Raw genomic sequence first — 21,932 nt, 5'->3', positions numbered from 1 at the left:
GTGCTCCGCGGAGGAGCGGGCCGCTACTCGACCACGATCAACAGATCGCCGCCCTGGACCTGCTCCACGTTGTTGATGGCGAGGCGCGAGACCGTGCCGGCCACCGGCGTCGTGATGGATGCCTCCATCTTCATCGCCTCAATGGTCGCGACAGTGTCACCCGCCTTGACGGCGTCGCCTGCTTTGACGGTCAAGGTCACAGCGCCGGCGAACGGCGCCGCGACCTGGCCGGGCTGGGACGCATCTGCTTTCTCCGCAGCCTTCACGTTGCTGACGACCGACTTGTCGCGAACCACCACGGGACGGGACTGGCCGTTGAGCTTGCACATGACGGTGCGCATGCCCTTTTCGTCAGGCTCCGAGACTGCTTCCAAGGAGGCGATGAGGCGCACGCCCTTTTCGAGCTCCATGACGTGTTCGGCACCGAGCTGGAGACCGTAGAGGTAGTCGCGGGTGTCAAGCACGGACAGATTGCCATAAGTGTCCACGCTCTTGAGGTAGTCCTTGGTGGGACCTGCGAACAGCAGCCGGTTCAGCGTCCTCTGGCGCGACTTGGAATCGCCCTTGAGCGCCGCGCTGTCCTCGGCACTGAGTTCGACGTCGCGGACCTTGATGCTGCGGCCCTGGAGCGCCTTGGTGCGGAACGGCTCCGGCCATCCTCCAGGAGGATCTCCCAGTTCACCCGACAGGAAGCCGATGACGGAGTCCGGGATGTCGTAGTTCTGCGGGTTCTCGTTGAAGTCCGCGGGATCTGCGTGGATTCCCACGAGGTGCAGCGCGAGATCGCCCACCACCTTGGAGGACGGCGTCACCTTGACCAAGCGTCCCAAGATACGGTCCGCGGCGGTGTACATGTCCTCAATGGCTTCGAAACGCTCGCCCAGGCCCAGCGCGATGGCTTGCTGGCGCAGGTTGGACAACTGGCCACCCGGGATTTCGTGCTGGTAGACCCGGCCTGTGGGACCGGGAAGCCCGGACTCGAACGGCGCGTAGACCCGGCGGACAGCTTCCCAGTAGGGCTCCAGGGAGCTGACGCTGGCCAGGCTGAGCCCGGTGTCGCGGGGGGTGTGTGCCAAGGCCGCCACAAGGGCCGACGCCGACGGCTGGCTCGTCGTGCCAGCCAGGGACGCTGACGCGACGTCGACCGCGTCCACGCCGGCTTCCACGGCTGCCAGCAGGGTGGCCAGCTGGCCACCTGCGGTGTCGTGGGTGTGCAGGTGGACCGGTAGGTCGAAACGTTCACGCAAGGCGCTGACAAGCTTGGCTGCGGCGGCGGGGCGAAGCAGGCCGGCCATGTCCTTGATGGCGAGGATGTGCGCACCGGCGTCGACGATCTTCTGGGCGAGGTCCAGGTAGTAGTCGAGGGTGTACAGGTTCTCGTTCGGGTCGAGGAGATCGCCGGTGTAACAGAGTGCCACCTCGGCTACCGCAGTGCCGGTGGCCCGAACCGCGCGGATGGCCGGGGCCATCTGGTTGACGTCGTTGAGGGCGTCGAAGATGCGGAAGATGTCGATGCCCGTTGCCGCGGCCTCGTTGACGAATGCCTCGGTGACTTCCTCCGGGTAGGGCGTGTACCCAACCGTGTTACGGCCACGGAGCAGCATCTGCAGGCAGACATTGGGCAGCGCCTTGCGCAGGGCGGCCAGACGGTCCCAAGGATCCTCGCCGAGGAAGCGCAGGGCGACGTCGTAGGTTGCACCGCCCCAGGCTTCGACCGACAGCAGCTCGGGCAGCAGCGCGGAGACCGCAGGGCCGGCCGCGACGAGGTCGCGGGTACGGACGCGGGTGGCAAGCAGCGACTGGTGGGCATCGCGGAAGGTGGTGTCCGTGACGGCCACGGCCTGCTGCTCGCGCAGCGCCTTCGCAAAGCCCTCAGGTCCCAACTCCTGCAGCTTCTGGCGCGAGCCGGCCGCTGCTACGGTCCCTGCAACCGCCGGGAGCTTGGCTGCGGGGTCCGAGTGGACCTTGAGTTCGCCGTTGGGCTTGTTGACCGTCACATCGGCCAACCAGGTCAGGAGTTTGGTGCCGCGGTCCGCGGAGACGTGGGACTTCAGCAGTTCCGGGCGCTTGTCGATGAAGTCGGTTGCCACGTTGCCGGCAATGAAGTCGGGATCGGCAAGGACTGCCTGGAGGAAGGGGATGTTGGTGGACACACCACGGATCCGGAACTCAGCCAGACCGCGCCGGGCGCGGGCCACTGCAGCCGGGTAGTCGCGTCCGCGGCAGGTCAGCTTGACCAGCATGGAGTCGAAGTGGGGGCTGATCTCGGCACCCGAGTAGACGGTGCCGCCGTCGAGACGGACACCGGCGCCACCCGCGGAACGGTAGCCGGTGATCCTTCCGACGTCGGGCCGGAAGCCGTTAGCGGGATCTTCCGTGGTGATGCGGCACTGCAGCGCGGCACCTTTGATAAATACCGACTCCTGGCTCAAGCCGAGGTCTGCGAGGGTCTCGCCCGAAGCGATGCGCATCTGCGCCTGGACGAGGTCAACGTCCGTGATTTCCTCGGTGACCGTGTGCTCAACCTGGATGCGTGGGTTCATCTCGATGAAGACGTGCTGGCCGGCGCGTTCGCCCTCGGTGTCCACCAGGAACTCGACCGTTCCGGCGTTGACGTAGTTCAGGGCCTTCGCGAAAGCCACGGCATCCCGGTAAAGGGCCTGGCGGATGGATTCGTCAAGGTTGGGGGCCGGAGCGATTTCCACCACTTTCTGGTGGCGGCGCTGCAGGGAGCAGTCGCGCTCGAAGAGGTGCATGACGTTACCCTCTGCATCGGCCAGGATCTGGACCTCGATGTGACGGGGACGCAGCACTGCCTGCTCCAGGAACATGGTGGGATCGCCGAAGGCAGCGTCCGCCTCGCGCATGGCCGACTGGAGTGCTTCCGGGAGGTCCTCGCGGGTCTCCACCCGGCGCATGCCACGGCCACCGCCACCGGCGACGGCCTTGGCGAAGATCGGGAATCCGATCTCGTCGGCCGCGGCGATGAGCTCGTCGACGTCGCGGGACGGGGCGCTGGACTTCAGGACCGGCACGCCGGCCTTGCGGGCGGCCTCAAGTGCGGCAACCTTGTTGCCGGCGAGTTCCAGCACCTCCGCCGGCGGGCCCACAAAAGTGATGCCTGCGTCTTGCGCTGCCCGGGCGAGGTCCGGGTTTTCGGACAGGAATCCGTAGCCCGGGTAGATTGCGTCTGCACCCGCTTCCTTGGCGACACGGACGATCTCGTCCACGTCAAGGTACGCGCGGACCGGATGACCCTCCTGGCCGATCAGATAAGCCTCATCAGCCTTCTGCCGGTGGATCGAATTGCGATCCTCATACGGAAAGACCGCTACGGTCTTGGCGCCGAGTTCGTAGCCAGCGCGGAAGGCCCTGATCGCGATTTCGCCGCGATTAGCCACCAGAATCTTGGAAAACATGCTTCTCCTGCATCATTGCGGGTGTAACGGTCGGTGGTCACAGTGTGTAAGACCTCCATACCCAAACACAAATCTTTGTGGTGACAGTCACACGGGAATTCGTCACGAGCAGTGTACCTTCGCGCACGATGCAGCTTCACGTGCTAATAAGCCAGCGAAGTAATAGTCCGTCAAAGCCGCTCCGGGCCGATAAGGCAGGAATCGGCGGCCACTCAACATATGATGTTGAAGGGCAGCGGCAGAGCCCCGGTTCCGGCAAGGCCGGAATATAAGCACCGCGACACGGCAACCGGCGTTAGGTTTTGGGTTTTCAAGTGCAAGTAGTCAGCATCAGCAGCCTCAAAGGCGGCGTGGGCAAGACATCCGTAACCACTGGGCTGGCCTCGGCCGCACTGGCCGCAGGCATCCCTACCCTTGTTGTGGACCTGGATCCCCACGCCGACGCCACCACGGCCCTCGGCGTCCAGGCCGGCGACCAGCTCGACATTGGCCGCATGCTGAAGAACCCCCGCAAGGCGAGGCTCTTGGACAACGTGGTCAGCAGCGGCTGGGTTGACCACCCCCGCGGCAATGGTGGAGGGACGGCCCTTGATGTCGCCGTCGGATCCGCCTACACCGGAATCTATGATCGGCCGGATCTTGGGCGCCGCGATCTCCGCCGCCTGACCGCGGTCCTTGCCACGGCCGAAAAGTACGAGCTGGTACTCGTAGACTGTCCACCTTCCCTCAACGGCCTCACCCGTATGGCCTGGAGCGCGAGTGACCGCGTGGTCCTCGTCGCCGAACCAGGGCTCTTCTCGGTAGCCGGCACGGAACGCACCATGCGCGCCATCCAACTTTTCCGCCAGGAGTTCGCTCCCCAACTGGCTCCTGCGGGCATTGTTGCCAACCGGGTCCGGCCCGCCTCGTCCGAGCACACGTTCCGGCTCGCTGAGATGGAATCGATGTTCGGCGAGCTCTTACTGGCACCGCATATTCCGGAGCAGGCTAATTGGCAGCAAATCCAGGGGGCCGCCCACGCTGTACACCACTGGCCTGGCGACTCTGCCAAGAACACTGCCAAGCTGTTTGACACGCTCCTGGAGAATATGTTCTCCTCCCACAACGGCACGCGGGAGCGCCGCAAGCGCTGACGGGGAATCTGCGGGGCACAAGGCACCCCCTTCGAGAATCGCGATGAAGCCGCCTTCCGGTTGGAAGGCGGCTTCATCGGTCTTCAGCGGCAGCTCTCGGCGATCCCGACGGCGGTTCAGCCGGTGCGGCGCGCGGAGCGGCGCTTACTGAGTTCGTCGTCCGGAAAGGACTGTTCTACAGCGTGCTCGCTCGGGAGCGCAGCAAGGCTGCCCTCGACTTCGCGCCAAACGCGTCCGACTGCGATGCCGAATACGCCCTGGCCACCCTGTACCAGATCAATGACTTCGTCCGCGGAAGTACATTCATAGACACTCGCACCATCGCTCATGAGCGTGATTTGCGCCAGGTCTTCCACTCCGCGTTCGCGCAAATGCTCAACGGCCGTGCGGATCTGCTGGAGGGACACACCTGTGTCCAGGAGGCGCTTGACGACTTTGAGAACCAGGATGTCGCGGAAGCCATAAAGCCGCTGCGATCCGGAACCGGCTGCGCCCCGCACGGCGGGTTCAACAAGTCCTGTACGTGCCCAGTAGTCCAACTGGCGGTAGGTAATCCCTGCCGCCTTGCACGCGGTTGGACCACGGTAGCCGGCATCTTCGTCCAGGACCGGAAGGTCCTCGGTGAAAAGCAGACCCTGGGCACCGCTTGCGGGTACAGCAATGCCTGTCGAGGCCTGCTTTAGCTCGCCTGCTTCGCCTTTGGGACTCACGTGACCCTCCTTGTCAGAAGTTCCCTTGGGGATGGTGCATACGGGGGCAACACGAAAGGGGGAAATGCACTCGTGTAATTTCAACGCGTCCGCACCTTTCAGTGTGACCTGCGCGGGTCCTGTACGCAACGGGAACTTGATATCTTCGACGTTAGGCGTGCCGGGGCCTCAGGTCAAAGACGTCCGAACCATTTTCAGATCGTGTCGAAACTTTCACCCTCAACTTTAACCTTAGGCTGCCTTCAGCCTTCGAAATCCTCTGGCTCTACATCGTCCAGGAATTCCCGGAAGCGGCGAAGTTCCCGTTCCTCGTCAACTTCGGGACCCGGCTCGGTGTCTTCGCCTTCGTCGTGTTCAGTGATCCGGACGCCGGCTTCTTCCATCACGGCGTCTGCACACCAGATGCGGCATTTTGCCCGCAACGCAAGCGCCAGCGCATCGGAAGCGCGGGAACTCACCACAGTGCCGTCGTCGAACTGGAGCTGACCGTAGAAGATGTTGTCCTCGACCGCGACGATGTTCACGCTGATGATCGTGTGGCCGAGTGCTTCAACGACGTCGATCATCAAATCGTGGGTCATCGGCCGGGGCGGCACCACGCCTTGCTGGGCCAGGGCGATGGCGCTGGCTTCGGGTGTGCCGATCCAGATCGGAACGTGGCGTTCCCCGTGCATCTCACGCAGGAGGACCAAAGGCTGGTTTGAAGGCAGTTCAATCCGCACTCCAACGATCTCGACCTCAATCATCATGCGTCCATACGGGAGATACGGTCCTGCACCAAGGCTCGATGCAGGCTGAGGCAGAGTTCACTGATTTCCCGGGCGGCTTCCGCGGCCCTGGATTGCGATGCCGCGTCCTTGCGGGACGTCAAAGGCGCGACGACCCGCTCCACCAAGCCGAATTCGCGTTCGGCTGCCGCTTGGAACGGACGGAGGTGCCGCGGCTCAAGTCCGTGGCTTTCGAGCTGCACGCACGCGCGCGCCACTTGCAGGGCATGTTCGTCGAATTTGCCGTTGACATGGCTGATGAGCCCAAAACTAAGGAGGGACTGCAAGAGCGGGACACTCGCCCCGGATTCCGTTCGCAGCTGTTCCTCGCTCAAGGCGCGTGCGCGGCCCTGCAGCTCGGCCGCAAGCTCGTCCGAGACAATCCGGGGGGAAACCGACACCCCCGGCGGGAGGTTTTCGGGACGCTCGCCACGATCGATCGCGTCCAGGTAATCCTTGATGACCTTGAGGGGCAGGTACTGGTCACGCTGGAGCGCCAGGACGAAACGCAGACGCTCCACGTCGCTTTCGGCGTATTGCCGATAGCCGGCGGGCGTGCGCTTCGGATTGATCAATCCCTTTTCCTCGAGAAAACGGATCTTGGACGCCGTCATGGTGGGAAAGTCGTCGCTGAGTTGAGCGAGGACCTCTCCGATGTTGAGGACCTGCGGTCCTCGCCGTTCCGGCTGGGGCAGTGCCACAGGCGTACCCGGAATCAGTCTTGGCCTGCTGCGCGGGCAGGGCTCAGGTAGTAGGTGAGACGGAACTTACCGATCTGGACCTCGCTGCCGTTCTTGAGCAGGACGTTGTCCACCCGGTCTTGGTTGACGTAAGTGCCATTGAGGCTTCCGGTGTCCACCACTTCGAAGCCCTCGGGGGTGCGCACGAATTCCACGTGCTTGCGCGAAACCGTCACGTCATCCAGGAAGATGTCCGCATCCGGGTGGCGACCAGCCGTTGTGGTGTCAGAATCCAGGAGGAACCGCGCTCCCGCATTCGGGCCGGTGTGGGCAATCAGCAAGGCCGAGCCAGGAGGCAATGCCTGCACCGCAGCGCGCTCCTCGGCCGCCAGCGGCGGCCGGGCATCCGGCTCGTGGTGGCGCACAGGCGTGAGCTGGATTGAGGTGGTCTCCGAGGTTGGCTGTTCTACAGCACCGTGCTCGTCCCGGGCGTGGTTCCGCTTGCCGCCAACCATGGAAATCCTCCTCATCCGCCGGCAGTTGACAAAACTACCGGTTACGCAACTGCCCGGTTCCCCCGGGCCAAACAGGTCGCTGGCCCGCCGCCGTCGCTCCCCTGTTCCGGGGAGAACCGACTTGGCGGGCCAGATACCATTTAGCCTACCTGTTGTTCGTACTCTGATGCACTGAGAAGGGTCTCGATGGCGTCAGCTTCCGAAAGCTTTACTTCGAACAGCCAGCCGTCACCGTAGGGATCCGAGTTGATCAGGGCAGAGTCGGTGTCGAGAGCCTCGTTGCGGGAAACAATTTCGCCGCTGACCGGGGCGTATATGTCGCTCACGCTCTTCGTGGATTCGACTTCACCCACGACGTCGTTGCCCTTCACGGTTGTGCCGGGCTCGGGCAGCTGGGCGTACACGACATCGCCGAGTGCATCCTGGGCGAAGTCCGTGATGCCGACGCGCACGACGCCGTCTGCATTCGGGGCACTGACCCATTCATGTTCGGCGGTGTAGGAAAGATCGGCAGGAATGTTGCTCATGAGTCGCCTTTCATCGGGACATTTCGGACCACGACGGCGGCCCGGTCATCCGGCCACCGCTGAAAGTATAAGCACATCCATGCCCCCTCCCCACAGGTGTCTGGAATGATTGGAAGCAGACTCGAGCCGCATAGTCCTGCAACGCCGTCGGAGGAGCGCGATCATGCCGGAACTGCCCGAAATCACCGCCTTGACCGACTTTCTGGACGAGCACCTGTCCGGGGCACGCCTCACGCAGTTGCATCTGCCATCGGCGTTCGCCCTGAAACTGGCGGATGTTCCCCATGAATTGCTGGTCGGGCGGACCGTCGAATCCGTCGGCCGACGGGGGAAGTTCCTCGTTTTCGAGATGGTTGCCGTATCCCAGAGCGCCGATGCGGAGCCCATCTACTTGGTGGTCAGTTTTGCGAAGTCCGGCTGGCTATGGTTCGCCGACAACCAACCGGAAACTGAAGCGACCGCGACAGCCGGCTACTTCGCCGCGCAATTGGGCTTTTCGAACAATGGCCACGATTACGACGTCACCCTTGCCGACACGGGCACCTGGAAGGGCTTGGCCCTCTTCATCGTTCGTCAGCCCGAGGAAGTCCATGGCATTGCCGAGCTCGGCCCGGATCCCCTCGATCCGGCCTTCGGATTGGAGCAGTTCAGCAGGCTTCTCACGAAGAGGCAGCAGGTCAAGGGGGTCCTGAAGAACCAGAAACTCATCGCAGGTATCGGGAACGCCTACAGTGACGAAATCCTCCACGCAGCGAAGTTGTCTCCGGTTGCCCACGCTTCGTCGCTGGAGCCGGAGGAGGTGGACCGCCTCTTCACCACGATGAAGGACATACTCGCGGGAGCGGCCCGGGAATTCGCAGGCAAGCTGCCCGACGAACTGAAGCCCGCCAAGAAAGCCTCGATGCGCGTGCACGGCAGGACCGGAGAACCGTGTCCGGTTTGCGGGGACACCGTACGGGAGGTTGCCTTCGTGGGGACTTCCCTGCAGTACTGTCCCACGTGCCAGACCAACGGCGAGATCCTGGCCAAACGCGGCAGCAGCGAAGCCTCCTGAACCCCGGGGAAGCCCGCCACAGCCCTTGAAAAACAGGTGGCGGGCTTCCTTGCGGTTCGCCTAGGCGACCGGTGACGCTTCCGGTTCGCGTACGACGTCGGGGGCTGCTTGCGGCGCGGAAGCGGACTGCGCCGCTCCCCCACGCCGGGCCGCTGTGGCGGCGGCGATCATGACGACAAGGGCCGCTACGGTGATGGCGGCACCGGCCCAGATCGGCGAGGTGTAGCCCAGGCCCATGGTGATGGTGACGCCGCCCAGCCAGGCGCCGAGGGCGTTGCCCAGGTTGAAGGCGCCGATATTCGCGCCGGAGGCGAGGGTGGGCGCGGTGGTGGCAAAGTGCATGACGCGCATCTGCAGGCCCGGCACGGTAGCGAAGCCGAAGCCGCCCATGAGTGCCAGCGAGAACAGGGTGGCCACCGGGCTCGCGGCGGTGAGCGCGAAGAACGCGAGCACCAGCGTCAGGCCCGCGAGGATGACCATGAGTGTTTTGTCGATGGATTTGTCGGCCGCTTTGCCCCCGGCGATATTGCCTACGAACAACCCGGCACCAAACAGGACGAGGAGCCAAGGAACGGCGTGGGGATCGAATCCGGAGACCTCGGTCAGGGTGAAGGCAATGTAGGTGAAGGCACCGAACATGCCGCCGAAGCCGAGAATCGTGACGATGATGGACAGCCACACCTGGCTGGATTTGAAAGCACCAAGCTCGCTGCGGAGGCTACTGGTCGCGGCCCCTTCCTTGATGCGCGGGACCATGAGGGCGATGCCGATGAGCGCGACAACGCCGATGATGGTGATAGCCCAGAACGTGGACCGCCAGCCGAAGTTCTGACCGAGGAACGTTCCGAAGGGAACACCCAGCACGTTGGCGGCGGTGAGCCCCGTGAACATAATGGCAATGGCTCCCGCCCTCTTGTGGGCCGGGACCAGGCCGGCTGCGACCACTGAGCCGATACCGAAGAAAGCCCCGTGACAGAGGGCGGCAACAATGCGACCGATCAGCATGGCCGGGTAGCTGTCAGCGATGGCGGAGAGGAAGTTGCCGGCGATGAAGAGGACGAGGAGCCCGATGAGCACAGGCTTGCGGGGCAGGCGGGTCACGGCCGCCGTCACAAGGAGGGCGCCGACAACGACGCTCAGCGCATAGCCGGTGATGAACCAGCCGGCGGCCGCTTCGCTGACTCCGAAGTCGGTGGCAATCTCGGGCAAGAGGCCCATGATGACGAACTCGGTCAGGCCAATGCCGAATCCGCCGAGGGCAAGGGCGATCAACCCTGCAGGCATGTTGTTGCTCCTTTGTGGGGATGGATTCCCGTGAGACTGGAAGTGCGCCGCAGAGAACCGTAGAATATTAGTTGCAGACGCTGCATACATAGTTGCACGCGCCATGTAATTGCGCAAGCAACTACTTTGCGTGCGTCTGGATTCTTCATCAATCGGCAGGAGTTTCGGGAGACATGGGCATCAAGGACGACGCCGTTGAGGTGCGCGCGCAGGGGTGGCGGACTCTCGCCGCTCTGCACGGCAATATCGAGGCAGCACTGGAGAAAGCGCTGCAGTCCGCCGCGGATCTTTCAGTGGTTGAGTACACGGTGCTTGACGCATTGAGCCGCCAGGACGGTTGGCACATGCGGATGCAGCAGCTCGCGAGGGCAACAGCACTGTCCAGCAGCGCGACGACGCGCTTGGTGAACCGGCTTGAAGACCGCGCACTGCTGACCAGGATCCTCTGCGCCGACGACCGACGCGGCATCTACACGGAGCTTACCGAGGCCGGCCAGAAGCTGTTGCTGGCGGCTCGTCCGGTCCACGACGAAACCCTCGCGGAATCGCTGGCGGCCGCTGAATCGGTGCCGGAGCTCGAGCCGCTGGTGAAGGCGTTGGGGGCGCTGCAGGGGGCCTGAGGTTTGTTTCGCGTGCGGTGAGTCGCAAAACGACGAACCCCGCCGCTCCTCCAGTGGAACGGCGGGGTTTTGTTGTCTTTGGGACTGGGGGTTGCCTTTGGGGGCGCGTCAGACCTTCTTGACCACGCTGGACTTGAGCTGCATGGGGCCGAAGCCGTCCACTTTGCAGTCGATGTCGTGGTCCCCCACGCCGTTCACGAGGCGGATGTTGCGGACCTTGGTTCCGACCTTGATAGCCGTGGCGCTCCCCTTGACCTTGAGGTCCTTGATTACAGTGACCGTGTCCCCGTCCGCGAGCACATTGCCCACGGCGTCCTTAATCTCCGTGGACTCGTCTTCTGCCTCAACAGACGCGGCCGGCGACCATTCATGGGCGCACTCGGGGCAGACCAGCAAGGCACCCATCTCGTAGGTGTATTCGCTGGCGCATTCAGGGCAAGGGGGCAGGGTTTCACTCACCGTCCAATGATAGTCGGGGGTGGTCCAACACGTAGACGGAGACATGGGCACACTTAGACGCCTGACAAGAACCCCGAGATCTCGCGGAATTGAACACGTAGATCGGTACTGTCGACCACTTAATTCTTAGGTTTGACCACTGAGACGCCACATGTCGGCCATAGATTGCTGCTGTCCAAGAATCCGAAAGGTGGTGCATGAGCCGTGCAATTGCCGCTATGGGGCCTCGCCCTGGGATGGTTGCTCGTGGGCATATATCTTCGCTCGCCGAGGCTCTTCGCCCTGATGACAGTCTGCGCCCTACCTGGGCTGGCGTCGCGTGCAATGTCGACAATTCTCGCCGAACCCTTGCATTTGACGGCAAGCCAACAGACCGGGCTGAGCGTCTTCTCTTCTATCTGGATCTACCTGACGCTGATCCTTTTCGTAGGTATCCGGCGCATGGCAGGGCGCGGCTAAGGCTGCCGGCTTTTTGGAACCGACGCTTTCGAAAAGAAGGCGTGCATGCGCCATCCTGACCTTCTTTGGTTTGGGAAAGCGCTTGCGACACCGCGAGTCACGTCGTTTCAACGCCTTGGCCCGTCAAAGAAGGTCAGGACGGCGTGTTCTGGTCGGGCGAGAATCTCGGGAACTTCGTCGGATTCTGCTGGATCGCTCTCTTCGCCGAAGTTGCCCACCTTGTGATTTCGCGGGTCCGAAGTTTATCCATTCGAGTGATTGAGCAGAATCCGACATCCCGGCGCTGACGATCCCTTCGGATGAGCAGAGTCCACCGCACTCACTGCAACATGAACGCTTAAACGCAAAAGCCGTGGGAACCCTAGAGTTCCCACGGCTTTCTGGTCGGGCTGACAGGATTTGAACCTGCGACCCCTTGACCCCCAGTCAAGTGCGCTACCAAGCTGCGCTACAGCCCGTCAGTCCTGCCGTTCTCCGCCTAGATTTTCACCTAAGCAGTCCGGCCGAACCACCTCAAAAAGCTTACACGATGTTCGAGGTTCTCAATGCCACCTTGGCGGGTGTCATGTGTGATGCGCGTCTCAATTAGCGCTTCTTGCCGCGCTTTTCACGGACGCGCATGTTGACCTCGATCGGCGTGCCGTCGAAGCCAAAGGTTTCGCGCAGCCGGCGAGTGATGAACCGGCGGTATCCGGGATCGAGGAAGCCCGTGGTGAAGAGCACGAACTTCGGCGGACGGCTGGATGCCTGGGTGCCGAAGAGGATGCGGGGCTGCTTGCCGCCGCGGACCGGGTGCGGGTGGGCGGCCACGAGCTCGCCCAGGAACGCGTTGAGGCGTCCCGTGGGGATGCGCTTGTCCCAGCTCTCCAAGGCGAGGTCCAGCGCGGGCACCAGACGGTCCTTGTGCCAGCCGGTCTTGGCGGAGATGTTGACGCGCGGGGCCCATTCAACGTGTGCCAGGTCCTGCTCGATTTCACGCTCAAGGTAGCGGCGACGTTCGTCGTCGAGCAGGTCCCACTTGTTGAACGCGAGGACCAGCGCGCGACCCGACTCGATGGCGAGCTGCAGGATGCGGACGTCCTGTTCGCTGAGCACCTCGTCAACGGCGAGGAGCACGACGGCGACCTCCGCCTTTTCGAGCGCGGCCTGCGTACGGAGGGAAGCGTAGAAGTCCGCGCCCTGCGCCATGTGCTGGCGGCGGCGGATGCCTGCGGTGTCCACGAAGCGCCACGTGCGGCCGCCGAGTTCGATGAATTCGTCCACGGGGTCGCGGGTGGTTCCGGCGAGGGTATCGACAACGACGCGCTCGGAGCCGGCCAGCTTGTTCAGCAAGGAGGACTTGCCGACGTTCGGACGGCCGATAAGGGCAATACGGCGGGGACCGCCTGAGCGCTCGACGCCTTCTACCGTGGAGAACTCGGGCAGGGTGTCCATGACGTGGTCCAGGAGGTCGGCAACGCCGCGGCCATGGAGGGCGGACACCGGGTACGGCTCGCCGAAGCCAAGGCCCCAAAGCGTTGCCGAGTCGGCTTCCTGCGCAAAGTCGTCAACCTTATTGGCCACCATGATGACCGGCTTCTTGGACTTGCGCAGCATCTTCATGACGCCTTCGTCCGTGGCAGTGGCGCCAACGGCGGAGTCCACCACGAAAAGTACTGCGTCGGCCAGTTCCACGGCCATCTCGGCCTGCTCGGCGACGCGGGCGTGGATGCCCCTGGCGTCGTGTTCCCAGCCACCGGTGTCCACCAGCGTGAAGTTGCGGCCATTCCAGTGAGCCGAGTACATGACGCGGTCACGGGTAACGCCCGGGGTGTCCTCGACGACGGCCTCGCGGCGGCCGAGGATGCGGTTCACCAGCGTGGACTTGCCGACGTTGGGGCGGCCAATGATGGCCAGGACCGGGTCAAGCTTGAGGGGGCCGTCTTCGCCTTCGTCGTCGTAGAGTCCGCTCAGCAGGGCGGCGTCGTCCTCGTCGAGGTCGTAGTCTGCCAGGCCCGCCCGGAGGGAGGCTGCGCGGAGTTCGGCTTCATCGTCGTCCAGGGCGGCGAGTTTTTCAGCCACCTGGTCGGTGCCGGTGGGCGTGTATTCGTCGTCGCCGGCTCCGATGTTGCCGGATTTGTGAGTCGTATCGCTCATTGCACTTTCCTTAGTGGTGATCTGCCGGCGTCCCGGCTACTTCTTCTTGGCGGTGCTGCATTGGCTGTGGGCCGGTTCATTTAGTCCCCCGGAAGGGACTGACCGGTGGTCTTGACGGCATCCTGGACGTGTCCAGCCAGCGCAGCGCGGATCTCCGCAGCCGCCCTGTCCATTGAAACACGCCCCGACTCGCCATTTCTGCGGGTCACATTCAAGGGGGCTCCGAAACTGACCTGCAGCTGGCGGCGCAGTCTCGGAATGTAATCAAGGTGTTCGTCTCCGATCCGCGTTCCGAGGATGGCCACGGGAATCACTGTGGCTCCGGTCATCAGCGCGAGCCATGCGACGCCGTTGCTGATGCTGCCGGCGGTGCCGCTCCCCCGCGTTCCTTCGGGGAGAATCCCCACGCAACGGCCGGCGTCGAGCACTTGCTTTCCGAGCTGGAGGGCCGAGCGGTCACCGGAGCGGTCGATGGAAATCTGCCCCGAGGCACGAAGCACCTTTCCCAGGAAACCCTTGAACATCTCCTTCTTGACCAGGATGTGCATGGGTCGTGGAGCCGCGCCGAACATCACCGGCCCGTCCAGGAAGCTGATGTGGTTGCCCGCGAAAATGACCGGTCCAGCTTTGGGAACATTGGAACGTCCCGTTATCGCGGTCCGGTACAGGACGTGGTCCAACAGCCAGCCAACAGGCCTGCTCCACATCATGGTCCAGCGTGCCGGGAGCCGGGCTTCAGTCACCGTAGATGACCTTGCCCACAATGTTCAGTGCCGTTTCGACGGTTTCTTCGAAGTCCAGCTCCGAGGAATCCAGCGTCACGACGCCGTCGGCCGCTTGGGTGAAGTTCACCACAGTGGAGTCCTTGGCGTCGCGGTGGATCACTTGGGCGGCGAGCTGCTCTTGGCTCTGCGTCCCGCCCAGCTGGAGGCCGCGGCGCCGCAGCCGGGCTTCCTCGCTGGCGGTCAGCAGCATGCGGACCTCCGCGTTGGGCGCGACGACGGTGGTGATGTCCCGTCCCTCCACCACCATGCGGCGGTGGTGCTGTTCGATCAGCTGGCGCTGGCGACGAATCAATTCGTTGCGGGCACCCAGGGTGGTTGCAACGGCGCTGACGGACGAGGAGATCCTCGGCTCGCGGATTTCCTCCGTGATGTCCACGCCGGCAACACCGACGTATTCGACGTTGGCGCTGGTGCTAAGTTCCAGCGGCAGATCCTTTGACGCCTGCTCGACGGCGGCACCGTCTGCGAGGTCGATGCCGGTCTTGAGGCAGTACCAGGTCAACGCACGGTACATCGCGCCCGTGTCCAGATAGGCGAGCTTCAAGCGCCGGGCAACTTCCTTGCTGACGCTGGACTTGCCGGAGCCGGACGGGCCGTCGATGGCGACAACGAGCGGCTTTCCCGGACGTACTACGGTCTCCGGGCCGAAAAGTTCACGTTTCATTACTGGAGTACCCGCCATCCACGGTCGGTCAAGGCTTCAACAAGGAGGTCATGTTTGTTGGGCATGACGGAAAGTTCCACCATGCCAACGTTCTGCCCGGACGAGTGGTCCAGGCGGAGGTCTTCGACGTTGACGCCGATCTCGCCGATCTCCGTCAACAGCCTGGCGATCTGCCCGGGCCGGTCGTCTACCAGAACTGTAAGCCATGAATATGCCTGCGGGGGTCCGCCGTGCTTTCCCGGGATCCGGGCCTGCCCGGCGTTGCCCTCGCTGATGAGCTGGGCAAGGTCCAGCCGGGCGCCGGGAGCGGTGGGATCCTCCAAGGTACCGATCAGACGGTTGAGGTCCTCACGGACACCGTGAAGGATATCCACCATCTTGGCCGCGTTGTTGCCAAGGATCTGCACCCAAAGGGTGGGATCGCTGGCAGCAATCCTCGTGGTGTCCCGAAGCCCGTTGCCGGCCAGGGACAGCGCGTGGAGCGGTGTCCCTTGCAAGCGGCTGGCGAGCAGCGACGACATCACCTGGGGCAAATGCGACACCAACGCAACCGCTTCATCGTGTTCCTCCGCCGTGAACTGGGAGACTATCGCCCCCAGGTCCCCGGCCAGGGAACGTGCCGTCTGAAGCGCGTCGGCGTTGGTCTCGTCGGACGGGCAAAGCACCCAAGGCATTGACGTGAAGAGCTCGCCGCGGGCAGCGACGGGCCCCGACTTCTCGCGCCCCGCCATCGGGTGCGTCCCGACGTAGCGGGACATGTCCACTCCCCGGGCCCGGAGATCGGCCTGGATTGCCAGCTTGACGCTGGCAATGTCCACCACAACGGCCTCCGGGTATTCGCCCAGGGCACGCTCGACGACGTCGGCCGTCACGTCCGGCGGCGCCGCGACGACAACCAGCTGGGGCGGATTCTCAAGCTCGGACAGGGGCCTGCCCGCGCCGATATCCACGGCGACGGCTTGGTTGGTCGGCGAGGGGTCCGAAAGGAACACGGAGACACCCCGGCCACGCAGGCCGAGACCGATGCTGGCTCCGAGCAGTCCGGTGCCGAAGACGACCACCGGGCCGTCAAGATGGCCCCGGCCGTGCGAGTGGAATGCCGACATGCCTTACAGTCCTACGGAGGCCAGGAGGTGTCCGACTTCCTGCTTGCCGAGGTTCCGGATGCTGCCCTGGCGCTGGTCGCCCAGGCCGATGGGACCGATCTTGACGCGCACGAGCCGCAGCACGGGGAACCCGACGGCTTCGAACAAACGGCGGACAATACGGTTCTTGCCGGAGTGCAGCACAACCTCGATCAGCACGTGGCCCGGAGTGGAGTCGACGAGCTTGAAGGAGTCGACGGAAGCGATGCCGTCTTCGAGCTCGATGCCTTCCTTCAACTTCGCGCCGACGCCCTGCGGGAACGGGCCGCGTACCTGTACCAGGTACGTCTTGGGCACCTCATAGGAAGGGTGCGTCAAGCGGTTGGCGAGTTCGCCGTCGTTGGTCAGCAGCAGCAGGCCCTCGGTGGCGACGTCAAGACGGCCCACGTGGAAGAGTCGCTCGCCCTTGTTCTTGGCGGACTTGAGGAAGTCGCTGATGCAGGGCCGGCCCTCGGGATCTTCCATGGTGGAGACGACGCCCTTGGGCTTGTTGAACACCATGTAGAGCATGGTGTCATCGAGCTGGATGCGGATGCCGTCGACGTGAATCACGGCGGTCGCGGGGTCGACGCGCATGCCAAGCTCGGTGGTGAGCTGGCCGTTGACCTCGACGCGGCCCTCTTCGATCATTTCCTCGCACACGCGGCGCGAAGCCACGCCGGCCTGGGCCATGACCTTCTGCAGGCGCACGCCATCGGCGTCGTGCTGCTCGGACTGGGCCACCTCGCCGCGGCGGCCGCGGGGCTTACGGATCGGGCCAAGGTTCTGGCCGAAGCGCTCACTGCCGAAGGCGCGGGAAGCGTACTGTTTCTTGTTGCCGGCCTTGGGCTTCAATGCCCCCGGGGTGCCCGGAGCCTTGCCGAAGCCGGGCTTGTTGGAGCCTGGCTTGCGGGGGGCCTTGGCCGGCCTCGCGTCTTGGCGGCCAGCGTCGTCACGACGCCCGTAGCCTCCGGCCGAAGTGGGGTTGTCCGGATCGAAGGGGCGCTCTTCACGCGGACGAGTTGGCTTGAAGGGGCGTTCTCCGCCCGGGGAGAAGCTGCGCTTGCTGCCTCCGGAGGCGCCACCGGCACGGCTTGCGCCACCCCGGCCGGCACCGAAGCCGCTGCCTCCTATACGGCCGGCGCCGCTGCGGCCTGAGTCCTGCGACTCGTTGCGTCCGGAACCGTTTCGTCCCGAACTATTACGTGGTGAACCCTGGCGTCCCGCCTGTGTCATGACCCGTCCTTTTGTTATGGTGGCCGGCTTGTTCTTTCTCAACATTAGCCAGCCGGACAGAGGATATCTGCCCTGTGTGAACTCTGCCCGCTACTAGCCGGGCGTTTGTAGATCCTTGCAATATTGAGTTGTTTTGCCTTGCCTGGCGCCGCGGGTTCCCGCGACTACATGCGTTCGGCGTCGAAGAACTCCTCGATGCCCTCCAGCCCCGGAAGGTGGGGGGACAATTGAGGCAGTTCCGCCACCGAGCCAATGCCCATGCGCTCGAGGAAGTACGAGGTGGTCCGGTAAAGGATGGCCCCCGATTCAGGATCGGTACCCGAGTCCTCGATCAGCCCGCGTTGGACAAGGGTCCTGACGACTGAATCGACATTGACGCCGCGGATGGCCGACACCCTGGCCCTGGAAACCGGCTGCCGGTACGCGATGACCGCCATGGTTTCAAGGGCTGCCTGCGTCAGCCGCGCGGTCTGGCCTTCGAGAACGAACCTGCCCACGACGTCGGCAAATTCCGCGCGTGAATAGATCCGCCACCCGCCGGCAACGTTCCGCAACTCAAAACCCCGGGGTGCAGCGCTGGCACTTGCATCAGTGTGCAAGTCATCAGCGTCCCTGCCCGGGGCTTTAACAGTATAGCCGCTATACTCCTGCCGCAGTCCCGCCAGCAAATCCTCGACGACGGCGACCGTCACGTTGAGCCCGGCGGCGAGCTCTTCCGCGGTGGCCGGTTCGTCGATCACCATCAGCACGGCCTCCAGCGCCGCGCGGACGCCGCCGGGCAGGGCCTCAAGCTCGGCGAGGCCGTCCCGGCCGGTTTCCTGCTCGCTCACAGCGCCTCGTCTCCTTTGTCGATCTGTTCGTACTCGTCGCTCAAACTGTCGCTGCTCCAGCCTTCGGGGCGCCCTGTCCAGCGGACGGTTAGTTCGGCGAGCGGACCCGGCTGATCGAACGCCACTACACGGTCACGGAACAGTTCGAGGAGCGCGAGGAACCGGACCACGACAACTAGCGTGGACTCGGCGTCCGCAATCAGCGCCCTGAAGGATTGGGGCTGGCCGCTCTGCAGGCGGTACCCGATGATCTCGGCCTGTTCCTTGACGCTGACGGGTGTTCCGTGAAGGTGGTCGAGCCCTACCTCCTCGGGCGTCTTGTCCTTCGGGGCCAGGGTCTTGGCCGCCAACGCTGCAAACTGTTCGGGCGTATGGCGCCAAATCAGTTCGGGCAGCATTGCCGCGAAATGCCCTTCCAACGCAACTTGGCGCGGGAAGCGCCGGGCTTCGGACTCCAAGGTGCCGGACAGGATCGCGGCCACTTGTTTGAAAGCCTTGTACTGCAGGAGCCGGGCGAAGAGAAGATCCCGGGCTTCCAGCAAGGCAATGTCCTCGGCATCTTCGACTTCGCCGGCGGGCAGAAGCCTCGCGGCTTTGAGGTCCAGGAGCGTCGCGGCGATGACCAGGAATTCGCTGGCTTCGTCCAGGGCCCAGTCCTCGCCCAATTCCTGCAGGCGCCGGATGTACTTGATGAACTCATCCGTGACGGTGGCCAGCGCAACTTCGGTGATGTCCAACTTGTGCTTGGAGATCAGGCCGAGCAGGAGATCGAAGGGGCCTGTGAAGTTCGCCAGCCGGACCTCAAAGCCGGTCTTTCGGCCAGAAGGCGAGGCTCCGGCGTCGTCCGCGTTGCTTGCAGAAGAGTACGACGGCGGCGCGTCGCCCGCCAGGACGGTCGCGGTTTCAGGGATGAGTGGCTCTGCCACGCGGGCTAGGGTGCGCCGCCGCGCGAAATCAGTTCCTTGGCCAGGCGGCGGTAGGCGTCGGCACCGATGTGGTTTCCGGCATAGCTGGTGATCGGCTCCGCGGCGACCGTGGCGTCGGCGAACTTGATGGAACGCTTGATGACGGTCTCGAAGACCTTGTCCCCGAATGCCTCCACGAGCCTCGAAATGACTTCGCGGCTGTGCAGGGTGCGGGCGTCGTACATCGTGGCGAGCACGCCGTCCACCTGCAGGCGCGGGTTCAAGCGGTCCTGGACCTTCTCGATCGTTTCGACGAGCAGCGCCACCGCGCGGAGGGCGAAGAATTCGCAGATCAGCGGGATGATGACGCCGTGCGCTGCCGTCAAGGCGTTGACCGTCAGGAGGCCCAGGGACGGCTGGCAGTCGATGAGCACGACGTCGTAGTCATCCTCGACGCTCTTGAGCGCGCGGTCCAGCACTTGCTCGCGGGCTACCTCGTTGACGAGCTGGACCTCGGCGGCGGAGAGGTCGATGTTGGCCGGCAGGAGGTCGATGCCTTCGACGCCGGTCTTCTGGATGGCGTCGCGGATGTCCACTTTGCGGTCCATCAGGACGTTGTAAACGGTGAGGTCGAGCTCGTGCGGGTTCGCGCCCAGGCCTGCGGAAAGAGCTCCCTGCGGATCGAAATCAACGAGCAGGACGCGCCGGCCGAATTCTGCGAGCGCGGCGGCGAGGTTGATGGTTGACGTGGTCTTGCCCACGCCACCCTTCTGGTTGACCATGGCGATGACGCGGGCCGGGCCATGGGAGGCCAATGGCGCGGGCTCGGGGAAGTCGCGGTACGGGCGGCCCGTAGGCCCCATGACTGCGTCTTCCAGATCGAAATCCGTGCCCTCCAGCGTAGTTGTTCCCCGTTCGCTGCTCACGTATTTATCCACTCTCTCCACGACGGTCATTTCGTGCGGCTGTCTCCAGCACCAGCACTGCTCCCCACCTAGGCTACAGCGCCCGACACGGCATTTTGCGGAACTTGACATTGCCCGCAATTTGAGCCTTTACCTTCTAGCTGAGGTAGAAGGTTGGGCCCGCATGCAACAAAACGTGCAACAAAAAGCAGGCAAGGCAGGTCCCCTGTCGGGTTCCTGCCTTGCCTGCGTGGATGCTTCCAAACCGTGTGCCGGACTAAGCGGCCACGGCCTCTTTCACCTCGGGTTCAGCGTGGTGGCTGATCATGGTCAGCTCGTCGAACGGAGTCGCGCCGGACAGGACGTTGGTGACCTGCTTGCGGTCGATTTCCTTGACCCAGGTACCGATCAGCACGGTGGCGACGGCGTTGCCCGTGAAGTTGGTCAGGGCGCGGGCTTCCGACATGAAGCGGTCGATCCCGACGATCATGCCGACGCCGCCCAGCAGTTCGGGCCGGTGTGCCTGAAGGCCTGCTGCGAGGGTTGCCAGGCCGGCGCCGGAAACGCCGGCCGCTCCCTTGGACGCGATGATCATGAAGACCAGCAGGGATACCTGGGCGCCAAGGTCCAGCGGAATACCCATGGCGTTGGCGACGAACAGCGAGGCCATGGTCAGGTAGATGGCAGTTCCGTCCAGGTTGAAGGAGTAACCGGTAGGCACCGTGACACCGACAACCGGCTTGGAAACACCGAGGTGCTCCATCTTGGCAATGAGCCTGGGCAGCGCCGCTTCGGACGATGAGGTGGAGAAGATGAGCAGGTACTCGCGGGCCAGGTACTTCATCAGCTGGAAGATGCTGACGCCGGCAACAACCCGAAGCAAGGTGCCGAGCACCACGACGATGAACAGCGCGCAGGTGATGTAGAACGCGACCATCAGGGTGAGCATTCCGAAGATTGCCTTCACTCCGGTGGCACCGACCACAGCGGCGATCGCGCCGAAGGCGCCGACGGGAGCCAGCCACATGATCATGATGAGGATGCGGAAGACGAGCGCCTGCCCGTGCTGGATGGCCTTGAGTACCGGCTGGCCCTGGGAGCCCATGCGCTGCAGCGCGAAGCCCACCAGGATGGCGGCCAGGAGCGTCGGCAGGACGGGAATGTCTCCGGGGATGATGCCCAGCAGGAAATCGGCGGTGCTGTTCGTGGCAGCCTTCGCGTTGGGGTCGTACGGGATCAGCTTCAGGCCTTCGCCGGGGTGGATGATGTTGCCCACCACCAAACCGATGGCGAGCGCGAAGGTGGACATCACCAGGAAGTAGATGAGTGCGAGGCCGCCGACCTTGCCAACAGTGGCTGCCTTGGCGATCGATCCGATGCCCAGGACGATGGTGCAGAAGATGACCGGGGCGATCATCATCTTGATGAGCTTGATGAAGCCGTCACCCAAAGGCTTGAGGGATTTACCCACTTCGGGGAAAAGCAGGCCGACGACGGCGCCCACCACAACTGCGGCGATCACGGCGATGTAGAGGTAATGCGACTTGTCCAGCCCCTTGCGCCCGGCCTTCGCTGGTGCAATCTCTCCTCTTTGAGAGGTCATGGCTTTGCTCCTTATAGATACTCTGGAAAGCGCCGTGGTCCCTGCAAAATGTCCCTGCGTCGCTCTGCTGTGATACCCATCATTAGGCGCGGCGTGACATGTATCACTGTTGCGTTC

Annotated in this window: 20 protein-coding genes, 1 tRNA gene and 1 pseudogene; 4 read left to right on the top strand and 18 right to left on the bottom strand. The window is 63.8% G+C overall.

Annotation, left to right across the window (positions count from 1 at the left end):
• Positions 1–23: 23 nt before the first annotated feature.
• Entirely contained in the window at positions 24–3,419 is a 3,396-nt protein-coding gene (locus QRN52_RS05475; RefSeq protein WP_284751749.1) for a pyruvate carboxylase, read from the bottom strand.
• A gap of 314 nt (positions 3,420–3,733) precedes the next feature.
• Between QRN52_RS05475 and QRN52_RS05470 the strand changes: the two genes are divergently transcribed.
• On the top strand, positions 3,734–4,552 hold the full coding sequence (locus tag QRN52_RS05470; protein ID WP_284751748.1) for a ParA family protein: 819 nt from the start codon (positions 3,734–3,736) through the stop codon (positions 4,550–4,552).
• A gap of 116 nt (positions 4,553–4,668) precedes the next feature.
• On the opposite strand, the gene QRN52_RS05465 is transcribed toward QRN52_RS05470, so the two are convergent.
• From QRN52_RS05465 to gcvH, 5 genes are all read right to left on the bottom strand, one after another.
• Complete coding sequence (locus tag QRN52_RS05465) at positions 4,669–5,262, bottom strand: MerR family transcriptional regulator (protein WP_284751747.1); 594 nt, start codon at positions 5,260–5,262, stop codon at positions 4,669–4,671.
• Positions 5,263–5,504: 242 nt separating this feature from the next.
• Positions 5,505–6,008, bottom strand: a complete 504-nt coding sequence (locus QRN52_RS05460) for a bifunctional nuclease family protein (protein ID WP_059389161.1) — start codon at positions 6,006–6,008, stop codon at positions 5,505–5,507.
• Positions 6,008–6,724, bottom strand: a complete 717-nt coding sequence (ftsR, locus tag QRN52_RS05455; RefSeq protein ID WP_234753791.1) for a transcriptional regulator FtsR — start codon at positions 6,722–6,724, stop codon at positions 6,008–6,010. The genes QRN52_RS05460 and ftsR overlap by 1 nt, the downstream gene beginning before the upstream one ends.
• Positions 6,725–6,744: 20 nt before the next feature.
• On the bottom strand, positions 6,745–7,224 hold the full coding sequence (locus tag QRN52_RS05450; protein WP_234753790.1) for an FHA domain-containing protein: 480 nt from the start codon (positions 7,222–7,224) through the stop codon (positions 6,745–6,747).
• A gap of 140 nt (positions 7,225–7,364) precedes the next feature.
• Complete coding sequence (gene gcvH, locus QRN52_RS05445; RefSeq protein ID WP_078105597.1) at positions 7,365–7,751, bottom strand: glycine cleavage system protein GcvH; 387 nt, start codon at positions 7,749–7,751, stop codon at positions 7,365–7,367.
• Between the two features lie 163 nt (positions 7,752–7,914).
• On the opposite strand from gcvH, the gene QRN52_RS05440 reads away from it, so the two are divergent.
• Entirely contained in the window at positions 7,915–8,805 is an 891-nt protein-coding gene (locus tag QRN52_RS05440) for a DNA-formamidopyrimidine glycosylase family protein (protein ID WP_284751746.1), read from the top strand.
• Positions 8,806–8,865: 60 nt separating this feature from the next.
• On the opposite strand, the gene QRN52_RS05435 is transcribed toward QRN52_RS05440, so the two are convergent.
• On the bottom strand, positions 8,866–10,089 hold the full coding sequence (locus QRN52_RS05435; RefSeq protein WP_284751745.1) for an MFS transporter: 1,224 nt from the start codon (positions 10,087–10,089) through the stop codon (positions 8,866–8,868).
• 173 nt (positions 10,090–10,262) lie between these two features.
• Here QRN52_RS05435 and QRN52_RS05430 point away from each other — a divergent pair, with 173 nt between their 5' ends.
• Positions 10,263–10,709, top strand: coding sequence for a MarR family winged helix-turn-helix transcriptional regulator (locus tag QRN52_RS05430; protein ID WP_284751744.1), 447 nt, complete (start codon positions 10,263–10,265; stop codon positions 10,707–10,709).
• A 108-nt stretch (positions 10,710–10,817) separates the two neighbouring features.
• Here the strand turns inward: QRN52_RS05430 and QRN52_RS05425 are convergent, their stop codons facing one another.
• A complete protein-coding gene (locus QRN52_RS05425; protein WP_284751743.1) occupies positions 10,818–11,168 on the bottom strand; it encodes a zinc ribbon domain-containing protein YjdM in 351 nt (116 codons plus the stop codon).
• Positions 11,169–11,372: 204 nt separating this feature from the next.
• Between QRN52_RS05425 and QRN52_RS05420 the strand changes: the two genes are divergently transcribed.
• Positions 11,373–11,627: a hypothetical protein gene (locus tag QRN52_RS05420; RefSeq protein WP_284751742.1), complete on the top strand. Its 255-nt coding sequence runs from the start codon at positions 11,373–11,375 to the stop codon at positions 11,625–11,627.
• 381 nt (positions 11,628–12,008) lie between these two features.
• Here QRN52_RS05420 and QRN52_RS05415 read toward each other — a convergent pair.
• From QRN52_RS05415 to QRN52_RS05370, 10 genes and pseudogenes are all read right to left on the bottom strand, one after another.
• Positions 12,009–12,085 (bottom strand) — tRNA-Pro (locus tag QRN52_RS05415).
• Positions 12,086–12,212: 127 nt separating this feature from the next.
• A complete protein-coding gene (der, locus tag QRN52_RS05410; RefSeq protein WP_284751741.1) occupies positions 12,213–13,763 on the bottom strand; it encodes a ribosome biogenesis GTPase Der in 1,551 nt (516 codons plus the stop codon).
• Positions 13,764–13,773: 10 nt separating this feature from the next.
• A pseudogene (locus QRN52_RS05405) lies at positions 13,774–14,470 on the bottom strand (lysophospholipid acyltransferase family protein).
• 28 nt (positions 14,471–14,498) lie between these two features.
• On the bottom strand, positions 14,499–15,212 hold the full coding sequence (cmk, locus tag QRN52_RS05400; RefSeq protein WP_284751740.1) for a (d)CMP kinase: 714 nt from the start codon (positions 15,210–15,212) through the stop codon (positions 14,499–14,501).
• On the bottom strand, positions 15,212–16,318 hold the full coding sequence (locus QRN52_RS05395; RefSeq protein WP_284751739.1) for a prephenate dehydrogenase: 1,107 nt from the start codon (positions 16,316–16,318) through the stop codon (positions 15,212–15,214). The genes cmk and QRN52_RS05395 overlap by 1 nt, the downstream gene beginning before the upstream one ends.
• Positions 16,319–16,321: 3 nt before the next feature.
• Complete coding sequence (locus QRN52_RS05390; protein ID WP_284751738.1) at positions 16,322–17,572, bottom strand: pseudouridine synthase; 1,251 nt, start codon at positions 17,570–17,572, stop codon at positions 16,322–16,324.
• Between the two features lie 164 nt (positions 17,573–17,736).
• Entirely contained in the window at positions 17,737–18,402 is a 666-nt protein-coding gene (scpB, locus tag QRN52_RS05385; RefSeq protein WP_284751737.1) for an SMC-Scp complex subunit ScpB, read from the bottom strand.
• Positions 18,399–19,196, bottom strand: a complete 798-nt coding sequence (locus tag QRN52_RS05380) for a segregation and condensation protein A (RefSeq protein WP_350225128.1) — start codon at positions 19,194–19,196, stop codon at positions 18,399–18,401. The genes scpB and QRN52_RS05380 overlap by 4 nt, the downstream gene beginning before the upstream one ends.
• Positions 19,197–19,333: 137 nt before the next feature.
• Positions 19,334–20,233, bottom strand: coding sequence for a ParA family protein (locus QRN52_RS05375; protein ID WP_284751736.1), 900 nt, complete (start codon positions 20,231–20,233; stop codon positions 19,334–19,336).
• Between the two features lie 256 nt (positions 20,234–20,489).
• Entirely contained in the window at positions 20,490–21,815 is a 1,326-nt protein-coding gene (locus QRN52_RS05370) for a cation:dicarboxylate symporter family transporter (RefSeq protein ID WP_284751735.1), read from the bottom strand.
• Positions 21,816–21,932 lie beyond the last annotated feature (117 nt).

Source organism: Arthrobacter sp. efr-133-R2A-120 (assembly GCF_030209835.1).
In the GTDB taxonomy this organism is placed as follows: domain Bacteria; phylum Actinomycetota; class Actinomycetes; order Actinomycetales; family Micrococcaceae; genus Arthrobacter.
This window is presented reverse-complemented; position numbering and strand designations above follow the sequence as displayed.

Bases quoted from the DNA above. Each gene is read 5' to 3' on its own strand.
- QRN52_RS05475 (WP_284751749.1), bottom strand. From the start codon at position 3,419: ATGTTTTCCAAGATTCTGGTGGCTAATCGCGGCGAAATCGCGATCAGG.
- QRN52_RS05460 (WP_059389161.1), bottom strand. From the start codon at position 6,008: ATGATTGAGGTCGAGATCGTTGGAGTGCGGATTGAACTGCCTTCAAAC.
- QRN52_RS05450 (WP_234753790.1), bottom strand. From the start codon at position 7,224: ATGGTTGGCGGCAAGCGGAACCACGCCCGGGACGAGCACGGTGCTGTA.
- gcvH (WP_078105597.1), bottom strand. From the start codon at position 7,751: ATGAGCAACATTCCTGCCGATCTTTCCTACACCGCCGAACATGAATGG.
- QRN52_RS05440 (WP_284751746.1), top strand. From the start codon at position 7,915: ATGCCGGAACTGCCCGAAATCACCGCCTTGACCGACTTTCTGGACGAG.
- QRN52_RS05435 (WP_284751745.1), bottom strand. From the start codon at position 10,089: ATGCCTGCAGGGTTGATCGCCCTTGCCCTCGGCGGATTCGGCATTGGC.
- QRN52_RS05430 (WP_284751744.1), top strand. From the start codon at position 10,263: ATGGGCATCAAGGACGACGCCGTTGAGGTGCGCGCGCAGGGGTGGCGG.
- der (WP_284751741.1), bottom strand. From the start codon at position 13,763: ATGAGCGATACGACTCACAAATCCGGCAACATCGGAGCCGGCGACGAC.
- cmk (WP_284751740.1), bottom strand. From the start codon at position 15,212: ATGAAACGTGAACTTTTCGGCCCGGAGACCGTAGTACGTCCGGGAAAG.
- QRN52_RS05395 (WP_284751739.1), bottom strand. From the start codon at position 16,318: ATGTCGGCATTCCACTCGCACGGCCGGGGCCATCTTGACGGCCCGGTG.
- QRN52_RS05390 (WP_284751738.1), bottom strand. From the start codon at position 17,572: ATGACACAGGCGGGACGCCAGGGTTCACCACGTAATAGTTCGGGACGA.
- QRN52_RS05370 (WP_284751735.1), bottom strand. From the start codon at position 21,815: ATGACCTCTCAAAGAGGAGAGATTGCACCAGCGAAGGCCGGGCGCAAG.